Origin of the sequence: Piscinibacter defluvii, from assembly GCF_004011805.1 — a bacterium.
Taxonomy (GTDB): Bacteria; Pseudomonadota; Gammaproteobacteria; order Burkholderiales; family Burkholderiaceae_C; genus Piscinibacter; species Piscinibacter defluvii.
This window is the reverse complement of record NZ_ML137200.1, coordinates 42,484-54,702: the sequence shown is the minus strand read 5'-3', so window position 1 is coordinate 54,702 and position 12,219 is coordinate 42,484. Positions and strand designations below refer to the sequence as shown.

Annotated in this window: 10 protein-coding genes; 7 read left to right on the top strand and 3 right to left on the bottom strand. The window is 72.2% G+C overall.

What is annotated here, in order from left to right; translation table 11 throughout:
• Positions 1–123: 123 nt before the first annotated feature.
• The 3 genes from D9C15_RS08700 to D9C15_RS08690 are packed head-to-tail and all read left to right on the top strand — an operon-like array spanning position 124 to position 5,256.
• Positions 124–1,368 carry an Hpt domain-containing protein gene (locus D9C15_RS08700; protein ID WP_127997055.1) on the top strand — a complete coding sequence of 415 codons (1,245 nt, stop codon included), beginning with the start codon at positions 124–126 and terminating at the stop codon, positions 1,366–1,368.
• Positions 1,368–3,638: a putative bifunctional diguanylate cyclase/phosphodiesterase gene (locus D9C15_RS08695; RefSeq protein WP_127997054.1), complete on the top strand. Its 2,271-nt coding sequence runs from the start codon at positions 1,368–1,370 to the stop codon at positions 3,636–3,638. Before D9C15_RS08700 ends, D9C15_RS08695 begins: the two co-directional genes overlap by 1 nt.
• The gene (locus D9C15_RS08690; protein ID WP_127997053.1) at positions 3,628–5,256 is read left to right on the top strand and encodes a GGDEF domain-containing protein; all 1,629 of its coding nucleotides are present in this window, start codon (positions 3,628–3,630) and stop codon (positions 5,254–5,256) included. Before D9C15_RS08695 ends, D9C15_RS08690 begins: the two co-directional genes overlap by 11 nt.
• Before the next feature lie 10 nt (positions 5,257–5,266).
• On the opposite strand, the gene D9C15_RS08685 is transcribed toward D9C15_RS08690, so the two are convergent.
• Positions 5,267–7,048 carry a glutamine--tRNA ligase/YqeY domain fusion protein gene (locus tag D9C15_RS08685; RefSeq protein WP_127997052.1) on the bottom strand — a complete coding sequence of 594 codons (1,782 nt, stop codon included), beginning with the start codon at positions 7,046–7,048 and terminating at the stop codon, positions 5,267–5,269.
• A 161-nt stretch (positions 7,049–7,209) separates the two neighbouring features.
• Between D9C15_RS08685 and D9C15_RS08680 the strand changes: the two genes are divergently transcribed.
• The 3 genes from D9C15_RS08680 to D9C15_RS08675 all read left to right on the top strand — a co-directional run bounded on the left by D9C15_RS08680 (position 7,210) and on the right by D9C15_RS08675 (position 8,138).
• On the top strand, positions 7,210–7,638 hold the full coding sequence (locus D9C15_RS08680; protein WP_127997051.1) for a glutelin: 429 nt from the start codon (positions 7,210–7,212) through the stop codon (positions 7,636–7,638).
• A 126-nt stretch (positions 7,639–7,764) separates the two neighbouring features.
• Positions 7,765–7,935: a hypothetical protein gene (locus tag D9C15_RS33360; protein ID WP_164886685.1), complete on the top strand. Its 171-nt coding sequence runs from the start codon at positions 7,765–7,767 to the stop codon at positions 7,933–7,935.
• Positions 7,936–7,946: 11 nt separating this feature from the next.
• On the top strand, positions 7,947–8,138 hold the full coding sequence (locus tag D9C15_RS08675; protein WP_127997050.1) for a hypothetical protein: 192 nt from the start codon (positions 7,947–7,949) through the stop codon (positions 8,136–8,138).
• A 25-nt stretch (positions 8,139–8,163) separates the two neighbouring features.
• On the opposite strand, the gene D9C15_RS08670 is transcribed toward D9C15_RS08675, so the two are convergent.
• Complete coding sequence (locus D9C15_RS08670; protein ID WP_127997049.1) at positions 8,164–8,652, bottom strand: DUF1499 domain-containing protein; 489 nt, start codon at positions 8,650–8,652, stop codon at positions 8,164–8,166.
• Between the two features lie 124 nt (positions 8,653–8,776).
• On the opposite strand from D9C15_RS08670, the gene D9C15_RS08665 reads away from it, so the two are divergent.
• Positions 8,777–10,537 carry a M14 family metallopeptidase gene (locus D9C15_RS08665; protein ID WP_240668337.1) on the top strand — a complete coding sequence of 587 codons (1,761 nt, stop codon included), beginning with the start codon at positions 8,777–8,779 and terminating at the stop codon, positions 10,535–10,537.
• Here the strand turns inward: D9C15_RS08665 and D9C15_RS08660 are convergent, their stop codons facing one another.
• Positions 10,538–12,118 (bottom strand): helicase HerA-like C-terminal domain-containing protein, encoded by a 1,581-nt coding sequence (locus D9C15_RS08660; protein WP_127997048.1) that lies wholly within the window; start codon positions 12,116–12,118, stop codon positions 10,538–10,540.
• Between the last annotated feature and the right edge of the window lie 101 nt (positions 12,119–12,219).

Genomic DNA, 12,219 nt, shown 5'->3' with positions numbered 1-12,219 from the left:
TCGCTACCCCCCGAGGGGGCCGCCCGCCAGCGGCCCGGCCGAACCGGTTCCGCGGCGGGAAGCTTGGTCAGGCCTCGGTGCTTCATGCGGCGAGCGTGGCTGTAGCCGCCATCGACAACTGACATGCTGCTCCGACTCTCACGCACCCTGTTCTGGGTCGCTGCCGTTTCTGCCGCCGCGGCGCTGGCGGGGCCCGAGCACGCCGCCACCGGCCTGACGGCCGTGGCCGGCCTGGCGCTGATCGGCTCGTTCGCCTGCTGGCGCATGGCCGCCGCGCAGCGCCGCGCGGATCATGCCGCCGACGACCCGATCGCCGCCCGGTCGCTCGACCGGGACGGCCTGCTCGAGGCGGCCGAGCTCGCCGGGCGCGCCGTGGCGGCCGCCGGCTCGTTCGATGCCGCGCTGCTGGCCGCACTGGACGTGCTGCGCGCCGAGCTGGGCTGCCGCGTCGCGGTGGCGCACCGCGTGCTGGCGCTGGAGCCGCCGCTGGCGCGCCTGGTGACCCTCATCGACGCCGGTCCGGGCGGGCGCGGCGTCGAGCACCGGGTGCGGCTGGAGCACGAGCCGCTGGGCACCGCCCTGCGCGACGGCCGGGCTGCCGGGCGCGACGGCGGGCCGTTCGCCTTGCCGGTGGTGTTCGACGGCACGCCGCTGGCGGTGCTGCAGCTGGCCGAGCCGGCCCTGGCGGCCGACCGCGACGCCATGGTGGCGCTGCTCGATCAGCTCGGGCAGCAACTCGCCGCGGCGGCCCGGAGCGAGCTCGCGCCGCGTGCGGAGTTGCCGCCTTCGCCCCCTCCGGCCGCGTCGCCGGGGCTGGCCGCGCCGGGCGCCGCCGTGACATCCTCCCTTGTGCCGGGTAGGGTGCCATCAGTACCGGGGGCCGGCACGACACCCGATGTCGGGGACAATACCTGCGATCCGGATGCCCACGACGAGATGCTGCGACCCCTGATCCCGCCCGATGCGCCCCAACCCTCGGCCGACGTGCCGGACGCGGGCCTGCCCGCCGGCACGGGCCGGGTGCTGGACGCCGCCGCGCTGGACAAGCTGCGCGAGCTCGACCCGCGCGGCGACAACCGGCTGATCCAGCGTGTCATGCAGGCCTTCGAGACCTCGGTCGCGCGGCTGCTGCCGCAGCTGCGCGAGGCCGAGCGCAGCGGCGACCCGGGCGGCATCCGCCACGTGGTGCACACGCTGAAGGCCTCCTCGGCCAGCATCGGGGCGCTGCTGCTGTCGCAGCAGTGTGCCGAGATCGAGAACCGCATCCGCGTCGGCGAGTCCGACGGTCTGGAGCCGCGCCTGGCCTCGGTGTACGCGGAGATCGACAAGGTGCTGAAGGCCGTGCGCGCCTGGACGGAGACGCCGTGATGAACGCCGGCGCCACGCTCGACGACGACGACCTGCCGCGCCAGCCCAAGGTGCTGCTGGTCGACGACGACGAGGTCAACCTGCTGCTGACCTCGATCGCGCTGCGCGAGCGCGGCTTCGCGATCACCGAGGCCACCAGCGGCCAGCAGGCGATGCGGCTGCTGGCCGACTGGCTGCCCGACGTCGTCGTGCTCGACGCGCTGATGCCCGAACTGGACGGCTTCGACACCTGCCGCCAGCTGCGCGCGATGCCCGGCTTCGAGTCGCTGCCGGTGCTGATGCTGACCGGCCTGGACGACGACGCCTCGATCACCCGCGCCTACGAGGCCGGCGCGACCGACTTCTTCGTCAAGTCGACCCAGTGGAGCCTGCTGGCCGGGCGGCTGCGCTACCTGCTGCGCTCCTCGCGCACGCGCCAGGAGCTCGAGCGCAACAAGGCCCGACTGGCCCGCGCGCAGGACCTGGCGCGCATGGGCAGCTTCGACTGGAGGCGCGGCACCGGCGGGCCGGTGTTCTCGGTCGAGGGCCTGCGCGTGTTCGGCCTCGGGCCGGAGGACCGGCTCAGCTTCCGCACCGTGCTGCGCATGCTGCCGCAGGACGACCGCGACGGCCTGCTCACCGTGCTGCGCGAGGTGCTCAAGCACAGTTCGGTGCTGGCCACCGACGTGCCGGTCACGCTGATGGACGGCCGCCAGCGCATCGTGCACGTCGAGGCCGAACCCGAGTTCAACGAACACGGCAACCTGGTCGGCTACACCGGCATCGTGCAGGACGTGACCGACCGCCGCATGGCGGAGGACCGCATCCGCCACCTGGCCAACTTCGACTCGCTGACCGGTCTGCCGAACCGCCGCCAGCTGATGTGGCGCACCGAGCGTGCGCTCGAGCACGCGCGGCGCCTGGGCCACCAGGTGGCGCTGCTGCTGATCGACCTGGACCGCTTCAAGGTCATCAACGACACGCTCGGCCACGGCGCCGGCGACGAGCTGCTGATGGAGGTGTCGCGCCGCCTGCGCAGCTGCGTGCGGCACTCCGACCAGGTGATGGAAAGTGCGCTCGAGGCGATGGGCTCGCGCTCGCACCGCACGCTCGAGGCCGTCGGCCGGCTCGGCGGCGACGAGTTCGTCGCGCTGCTGCCCGAGGTCGGCGACGAGCGCGACGCCGAGCGCGTGGCACGACGCATCCTCGACCTGATGCGCGAGCCGATCTTCGTCGGCGGGCAGGAGTGCTTCGTCACCGCCAGCGTCGGCATCGCGCTCTTCCCGCGCGACGGCGTGACCATGGCCGACCTGATGCGCAACGCCGACGTGGCGATGTACTCGGTCAAGTCCAGCGGCCGCAACGCCGCCTCGCTCTACACCCCGGGCCTGGCCGGCAAGGGGCGCGAGAAGCTCGAGCTCGAGAGTGCGCTGCACAAGGCGATCGAGCGCGACGAGCTGGTGCTGCATTACCAGCCCAAGATCGACGTGCTGGCCGGCCGCATGGTCGGCGCCGAGGCGCTGATGCGCTGGCAGCGCGGCGGCGTGCTGGTGCCGCCGGGCGACTTCATCCCGCTGGCCGAGGAGACCGGCCTGATCACCCCGCTGTCGGAGTGGGCGATCCGCGAGGCGGCCCGCCAGGCACGCCTGTGGCAGGACAGCTTCGGCTTCGCCGACTCGATCGCCGTGAACCTGCCGAACCGGCTGTTCGAGCGCACCGACCTGGTCGAGCACATCCACGATGCGGTGACGACCTACGGCGTGCCGCACCACGCGATCCAGCTCGAGATCACCGAGACGGGCCTGATGAAGGACCTGCAGAACGTGATCCCGTCGCTGCACCGGCTCAACGAGATCGGCGTCGAGATCTCGATCGACGACTTCGGCACCGGCTACTCCTCGCTCGCCTACCTGACCACGCTGCCGATCTCCGAGCTGAAGATCGACCGCAGCTTCGTGCGCGACCTGGGCATGACGCCGCAGAGCTCGGCGGTGGTCACCGCGATCATCGCGCTGGCGCGTTCGCTGTCGCTGCGCGTGATCGCCGAGGGCGTGGAGAACCTGCGCCAGATGGAGGTGCTGCACCGGCTCGGCTGCAGCGTGATGCAGGGCTTCCTGTTCAGCAAGCCCAAGCCGGCCGACGAGATCGAGGCCTGGCTGCAGCAGACCGTGCTGCCGCGCAAGGCGCCGTGGATCGGCAAGGTCGGCGGCCCGGACTTCGGCGAGACGCTGCGCCCGTTCGACGGGCGCGACTCGCGCCTCAAGCCGGCCGGCGGATCCGATGGGCGCTGACTCCGCCACCCGTGTGGCACCCGCCGAGCTGGCCAAGGCCGCGCTGCGCCGCCTGGTGCTCGACAAGCAGGAGCCCACCCCCGAGAACTATGCCCGTGCCTACGCGCTCGAGGCTGGCGATACGCCGCCCGCCGCGGACGGGCCGGCGCTGGCCGCGCTGATCGGCCGGCTGACACGCGGACTGGAGCGCGGCGGCCGGCACTGGACCGCGGCGCGCAAGAAGGACAGCCTGCAGCGGGTGCTCGACGGCAGCCGCAGCGACGCGAAACGGTTGCAGCAGCGTCTGTCCCAGCTGGTGACGAGCTGGGACGACGACCGGCCCGACGAAGCCCCGCAGACCGCGCCCGCCCCGCTGGACGAGGCCCCCGCCGCCGCGCCGGCCCCGGCCGCGCCGCTGCTCGAGCCGATCGCGCTGGAGGCGCCCCCGCAGCACTGGGAGCGCGTGGTCGGCAGCTTCGGCGACACCACCCGCGCCGCGCTGCCGCCGCAGGACCCGTCCGCGCAGCGCCTCGGCGAGGCGCTCGCTGGCCTGCAGCAGCGTCTGGTGGACGAGGGCGCAACCGCCCCGCTGGCCGACCAGCTCGACCGGCTGTGCCGCGACGCCGCCCGCGTGCTGCAGCACCGCCACCACCTGGTGGACCAGCTCGGCAGCCTGTGCCAGGAACTGACCGCGAGCCTGACCGACCTGGCCGAGGACGACAGTTGGGCGCGCGGCCAGTGCGACGCGATGCGCGCCAAGCTCGACGAGGGCCTGAGCGCGCGCGGCGTGCGCTCGGTCAGCGAGCTGCTGCGCGACACCCGTGAACGCCAGGGCCATCTGCGCGCCGAGCGCGAGAAGGCACGCGATGCGCTCAAGTCGCTGATCAACCGCATGCTCTCCGAGCTCGGCGAGCTCGGCTCGCAGACGGGGCGCTTCCACGAGAGCGTGGGCCGCTACGCCGACGTGATCGAGAAGGCCGATTCGCTCGAGAGCCTGGCTGGCGTGGTGCGCGAGATGGTCGAGGAGAGCCGCACCGTGCAGGCCCTCGTGCAGCAGACCCAGTCGCGCCTGCAGGAGGAGCATGCCAAGGCGAGCGAGCTGACCGCACGCGTCGGCGAGCTGGAAAGCGAGCTGAGGCGCCTGTCCAGCGAGGTCTCCACCGACCAGCTGACCCAGGTGGCCAACCGCCGCGGCCTGCTGCAGGCCTTCGAGGCCGAGCGGGCGCGGGTCGAGCGCAGCAGCGACCCGCTGGCCGTCGGCCTGCTCGACATCGACAACTTCAAGCGCCTGAACGACCAGCTCGGCCATGCCGCCGGCGACGAGGCCTTGCGCTCGCTGGCGGCGGCGGTCGCCGGGTCCCTGCGCCCGAGCGACATGGTGGCGCGCTTCGGCGGCGAGGAATTCGTCGTGCTGCTGCCCGGCACCACGGTCGAGGAGGGCCAGCAGATCCTGTCGCGGCTGCAGCGCAGCCTGTCCGGCAGCCTGTTCATGCACGACCAGAAGCCGGTGTTCGTCACCTTCTCGGCCGGCGTCACCGCCTACCGGCTCGGCGAGACGCTCGAGGCCGCGCTCGAGCGCGCCGACCAGGGCCTCTACGAGGCCAAGCGCACCGGCAAGAACCGCACCTGCCTCGCCTGAGGCGCAGGCCTCACTTGCCCCAGGAATCCTTCAGCGTGGCGATGCGGTTGAACACCGGCGCCGCGGCGCCGTGATCCAGCCGGTCGGTCACGAAGTAGCCGTGGCGCTCGAACTGCACGCGTGAGTCGGGTGCCAGCGCCGCGAGCGAGGGTTCGACGAAGCCGCGCACCACACGCTTGCTGTTCGGGTTCAGGCTGGCCTTGAAGTCCTTGCCGCCGGCGTCGGGCTGCTCCTCGGTGAAGAGGCGGTCGTACAGGCGCAGTTCGGCCGGCACGGCGTCGGCGGCGCCGACCCAGGTGATGGTGCCCTTGACCTTGACGCGGTCCGCGCCCGGCGTGCCGCTGCGCGTGTCCGGCACGATGCTGGCAAGCACGGCGGTCACCTCGCCGGCGGCGTTCTTCTCGCAGCCGGTGCACTCGACCACCAGGGCGTACTTCAGCCGCACCTTGTTGCCGGGGAAGAGGCGGAAGAATCCCTTGGGCGGCGTCTCGGCAAAGTCCTCGCGGTCGATCCAGAGTTCGGGGCCGAGCGCGAAGCGGCGTTCGCCGAGCTCGGGCCGCTGCGGATGCGCCGGGGCGTGGCAGGGCTCGCTGGCGGCGCCGCCGAAGACCTCGGCCCAGTTCGTCAGCTTCAGCCGCAGCGGCTCGAGCACCGCCATCGCACGCGGCGCCTTGCCTTCCAGGTCGTCGCGCAGCGCGAGATCCAGGCTGGCGTAGTCGGTCCAGCCGCCGGCCTTGCTGGTGCCGGCGCGCTCGCACATCAGCCGGATCGCCTCGGGCGTGTAGCCGCGCCGGCGCAGCCCGACGATGGTGGGCATGCGCGGATCGTCCCAGCCGTCGACGATCTTCTCGTCGACCAGTGCCTTCAGCTTGCGCTTGCTGGTGATGACATAGGTGACGTTCAGCCGCGCGAACTCGTACTGGTGCGGCCGCGGCGGGGCCAGCAGGCCGAGCCGGCACAGCGTGTCGAGCAGCCAGTCGTAGAACGGCCGCTGGTCCTCGAACTCCAGCGTGCAGATGCTGTGCGTGATCTGCTCGAGCGCATCCTCGATCGGGTGCGCATAGGTGTACATGGGGTAGATGCACCAGCGGTCGCCGGTGTTGTGGTGCTCGGCGTGCTTGATGCGGTAGATGGCCGGGTCGCGCAGGTTGATGTTCGGCGAGGCCATGTCGATCTTCGCGCGCAGCACCATCGCGCCGTCGGCATGCTTGCCGTCGCGCATCTCGCGAAAGCGCGCCAGGTTCTCGGCCGGCGAACGTCCGCGGAACGGGCTGTCGGTGCCGGGGGTGTTGAAGTCGCCGCGGTTGGCGCGCATCTGCTCGGGCGTCTGCTCGTCGACGTAGGCCAGCCCCGCCTCGATCAGCGCCTCGGCGGCGCGGTACATGAAGTCGAAGTAGTTGCTGGCGTAGTAGAGATGGTCGACGCCGCCCACCTTCCAGTCGAAGCCGAGCCACTTCACCGCGTCGACGATCGAGTCGACGTACTCCTGCTCTTCCTTCTCGGGGTTGGTGTCGTCGAAGCGCAGGTGGCAGATGCCGCCGTACTCGGCCGCCAGCCCGAAGTTCAGCGTGATGCTCTTGGCATGGCCGATGTGAAGGTAACCGTTCGGCTCGGGCGGGAAGCGGGTCCGGATGCGTGCCGCATCCAGCGGCGCAGCCGCGTGGTGCGCGGCATCGCCCGGCGTGCCGGCAAAGCGGCGCTGCGCGTAGGTGCCCTGGTCGAGGTCGCGCTCGATGATCTGGCGCAGGAAGTTGCTCGGCTTGGGCGTGTCGGCAGCGGGGGGCGAGGTCATGAAACGATTCTATCGGTGGGGTCCGCGGTGTCGCGGGCGCGCCACGCCGGCCAGAAATATCTCTTTACCTGCGGCGGCTTGGCCAAGGTCAACGCCGCCACCCGGCCAACGCGTTGTGGAGACAGGCCGGCCTGCTGGCCGCCTCTGAAGGAGAAACTGCTATGAGCAAGTCCCTGATCGCCGCTGTCGCCGCCACCGCTTCGCTGCTGGCCACGGGCGCGGCCCATGCCGGCAACGTGTACTGGTCCATCGGCATCAGCGCTCCGCCGATCGGCACCGTGATCTCCAATGCGCCGCCGGTCTACGCCCCGCCGCCGGTCGTGTACGCCCCGCCGCCCGTGGTCTATGCGCCGGCCCCGGTGGTCTACGCGCCGCCCCCGCCGCGCGTGGTGTACCGGCCGGCCCCGGTCGTCTACGGCCCGCCGGTGGTGTACCGGCCGGTGCCGGTGGGATATCACGGGGCCTGGGGTGACCGCGACCGCGACGGCATCCCCAACGCGTACGACCGCCACGACAACCGATGGGGTCACCGCGACGGCTACCGCGACCGCGGTGACTGGGACCGCGGCGAGCGCAAGTTCCGGCACTGACCGGCCGCCCTCGGTTCGAGGGGGCGCTCTAGGCCGGTCCCCCCAACGAGCGATGCGAGCGGCGGTGGCATTTCCTAGATTTGCGGCACCGGCGCAACAGTGCGCCGGATCCGAAAGGAACGCCGCATGAAGCTCTACGAATCCTACGTCGCCGAGGCCAAGGCCCGGCGCCGGCGCCGCATGGCGATCGGCATCGTCGGTGCCGTCATGCTGGCCACGGTCGCGCTGGCCGCCCTGATGGTGCTGAGCCCGCCCAGCGTCGCGCAGGCGTCCCTGGGCGCCGGCCGGGCCGGTTGAGGAGCGCCGCGATGAACCTCCCGCAGGCTTCCGAAACCCCCGCGCTGCCACCCGTCGGGCCGCAGGCCGCACCGGCCACGCCGGCCAGCCTGAAGATCGTGGTCAACGGACGCACCGTGGTGCAGCGCCACTTCCTGCAGCAGACCATGGACGCCATGGTCCGGCGCGCCCTGGCCGACGAACCCGAGATCGGCCCGAACTGATCGCCCGGGCCGCTCCGGCGCGGCCTCAGGGTTTCTCGGGGCCTTCCAGGCGCGTGCGGATCGCCTCGATGCGCGCGCGGTTCACGCCGAAGTCGCTGCGCCCCAGGCGCGAGGCCGAGCGCACCTGGATCACGTTGCTGCGCGGATCGAACCAGAACTCCGCGTCGTCGACGAACTTCATCATCTTCGACGTGTACTGCGCGTACAGGTAGCCGCTGTCGGCCTTCACGACCTTCGCGCCTTCCATGGCCTCGACGATGCGGCGCAAGCGCTCGATGGTCTCCGGTCCGCTGCCGCGCACCGGCAGCGGGGCGATCTGCGCGTAGGCGCGTTGCGGGTGATCGGGGTACAGCCCGGCCTGGCTGCTGACGCTGTTGGGTGACATCGACGGCGGCTTCAGCCGCCCGTCGCGCACACCGAGGTCGCCGGGCGTGCGGCCGCGCAGCAGCCCGAGCTGCGAGGCGAGCGCGACCACCACGGCCAGCAGCACGAGCACGAACAGCAGCGTCTTCATCGGTAGGCGACGGGAGGGTTCCGGCCCCGCCATTGTGAGCGAGGCATCGATGGTGCGCCGGATGGTCCGTGTGCCGCGCCTCGCCTATAGTCGCCAGCCCCAGGGACCGCCCGTGCCGACCGACATGACGCCACCCGTTCCACTGTGGGCCGCGCTCGGTGCGGCCTTGCTCGCGGCGGCCTGCTCGTCGCCGATGCCGGCGCCGACGGCGGCGCGCAGCACGGCGAGCACCCCGGCGACGGTGCTCGCGGCGCCGGCGGCGGCATCCGCTGCGGCCCCGGAGCCGGCGCGCAGCGTACCGGTGCGTGCGCCGGGCCCGGTGGCCGTGGAGCCGGGGCCAGCCGCCTCGGCGCCCTATGGCGCGGCCGTGGCGGCCCGCTTCCCGGACCCGCCGCTGCGCTACGACACGCCGGCGTTCGCCGCCGGCCACACCGGCTACACCGGCGAGGTCGAACTGCAGGCGCTGCTGCATGCGCTGCCCCCGGGCGGCGGCGGCACCCGCATCCAGCTGCTGAACCTCGGCAGCTCGCAGGCCGGGGTGCCGATCGAGGCGCTGCTGTTCACGCGGCTGCCCGAATCCGACCCGGCCTCGCTGCGCGCCGCCGGCCGCCCGACGGTGCTGCTGGTGGGGCAGCAGCATGGCGACGAGCCGGCCGGCGCCGAGGCGCTGCTGGTCATCGCGCAGCAGCTCGCGCGCGGCGCGCTCGCGCCGCTGCTGGAGCGCATCAACGTCATCGTGTTGCCGCGAGCCAACCCGGACGGAGCGCGCCAGCTGCGCCGTGCCAGCGCCAGTGGCATCGACATCAACCGCGATCACCTGCTGCTGCGCACGCCGGAGGCGCAGGCCCAGGCGCGCCTGGCGCGCGACTACCGCCCGGCCGTGGTGGTCGATGCGCACGAGTACACCGTGGTGGGCCGCTACCTGGAGAAGTTCGGCGCCATCCAGCGCCACGACGCGCTGCTGCAGTACGCGACCACCGCCAACCTGCCCGAGTTCGTGCTCAAGGCGGCCGAGGAATGGTTCCGCCAGCCCCTGCTGGCGGCGCTGAAGCAGGAGGGGCTGAGCACGGAGTGGTACTACACCACCTCGACCGACCCGGCCGACAAGAAGCTCTCGATGGGCGGCGTGCAGCCGGACACCGGCCGCAATGTCGGCGGCCTGCGCAACGCGGTCAGCCTGCTGATCGAGACGCGCGGCGTCGGCATCGGCCGGCTGCACCTGGCGCGCCGGGTGCACACCCACGTGGTGGCCATCTCCACCGTGCTGCGCGCCACCGCGGACCGCGCGGCCGACCTGGTGAAGCTGCGTGCCTACGTCGACAACGAGGTCAGTGCGCTGGCCTGCACCGGCGAGGTGGTGGTCGAGGCGGCGGCCACGCCGAGCGAGAAGACCCTGACCTTCATCGATCCGGCCACCGGCGCCGACCGCCTGCTGACCGTCGCCTGGGACTCGGCCCTGCAGCTGAACCCAGTGAAGTCGCGGCCACGCCCGTGCGGCTACTGGCTCGACGCGGCCGAGACCGATGCCGTGACGCGGCTGCGCCAGCTCGGCGTGATCGTGCAGCGCATCGAGGCCACCGGCGTGGTGCGCGGCGAGACCTGGCGCGAAACCGGGCGCGAGACCGGCCAGCGCCAGGACGTGCGCGGCGCGATCGTCGAGGGCGAGGGCATCGTCAAGGTGCAGGTCGAGGCGGTGCCGGCGCTGCTGGACGTCGTGCCCGGCAGCTGGTACGTGCCGCTCGACCAGCCCCTGGCCCACCTCGCGGTGGCCGCCCTCGAGCCGGACACGCAGAACAGCTACTTCGCCAACCGGCTGTTGACGCGGCTGGAAGCCAGCGCGCGGGTGCTGGCGCGACCGGAGTTCAGGCTGTCCGTGTTGCCCTGATCAACGGCGGCGCGAACCGCCGCCGAGGATGCCGCCGAGCACGCCGCGGATGATCTCGCGGCCCACCGCCGAGCCGACGCTGCGCATCGCCGAGCGCGCGGCCGATTCGGCCAGCCCCTCGCGGCGCCCGCCGCGCGGGCCGGTGGAGCCGAACAGCACGTCTTTCAGCCCGCCGAGCAGGCCGCCGCCCGCGTCCGTGTTGCCCGGGGCCTGCTGCGGCGCGCTCTGCCGCCCGGGCAGCGGCTTGCCGGCCTTGACGGCCGAGTCGGCCTCGCGCGCCATCTCGTTGGCCACCTCGGCGCTCTGCGCGGCGCGGCCGCGCAGTTTCTCGTAGGCCGACTCGCGGTCGACCACCTTCTCGTACACCCCGGCCACCAGCGAGTTCGCGATCAGCGCCTTGCGCTGCTCGGGCGTGATCGGCCCGATCTGGCTGCCCGGCGGCAGCACGAACACCCGCTCGGTGATGCTCGGGCGGCCCTTCTCGTCGAGGAAGCTGACCAGTGCCTCGCCGACCGCCAGCTCGGTGATCGCGGTCTCGATGTCGAGCTTCGGGTTGGCGCGCATCGTCGAGGCGGCCGACTTCACCGCCTTCTGGTCGCGCGGGGTGAAGGCGCGCAGCGCATGCTGCACGCGGTTGCCGAGCTGGGCCAGCACGCTGTCGGGGATGTCCAGCGGGTTCTGCGTCACGAAGTACACACCCACGCCCTTGCTGCGCACCAGCCGCACGACCAACTCGATGCGCTCGACCAGCGCGGCCGGCGCGTCCTTGAACAGCAGGTGCGCCTCGTCGAAGAAGAAGGCCAGCTTGGGTTTCTCGAGGTCGCCCACCTCGGGCAGCTGCTCGAACAGCTCCGAAAGCATCCACAGCAGGAAGGTGGCGTACAGGCGCGGCGCGTTCATCAGCTTGTCGGCCGCGAGGATGTTGATGACACCCTTGCCGCCGTCGGTCTGCATGAAGTCGGCGATGTCGAGCATCGGCTCGCCGAAGAAGCGGTCGCCGCCCTGCTCCTCGATCTGCAGCAGGCCGCGCTGGATCGCGCCGACGCTCGCCGCGCTGACGTTGCCGTACTCGGTCTGAAACTCACTCGCGTTGTCGGCCACGTACTGCAGCATCGCACGCAGGTCCTTCAGGTCGAGCAGCGCGAGGCCGTGGTCGTCGGCGATCTTGAACACCAGCGTCAGCACGCCCTGCTGCGTCTCGTTGAGCGCCAGCATGCGCGCCAGCAGCAGCGGGCCCATGTCGCTGACCGTGGCGCGCACCGGGTGGCCCTGCTCGCCGAACACGTCCCACAGCGTCGTGGGGCAGGCGGCGTGCTCGGGTTCGGGCAGGCCGCGCTCCTTGATGATCGCTGCCACCTTGGGCGGCAGCGCGCCCTTCTGGCTGATGCCGGTCAAGTCGCCCTTGACGTCGGCCATGAACACCGGCACGCCGATCTTCGACAGGCTCTCGGCCAGGGTCTGCAGCGTGATCGTCTTGCCGGTGCCGGTGGCGCCCGTGATCAGCCCGTGGCGGTTCGCCAGGCCCGGCAGCAGGTGGCATTCGATGTCGCCGTGCTTGGCAACCAGGATCGGATCGGGCATCGCGGAACTCCTCGGGGCTGGGCGGTGCTGGCTCGGTAAAATCGCAGTCTATCGAACTACAGCATCCGGGCCGCCGCCAGCCGCTGCGAGCGCGCCCTTCC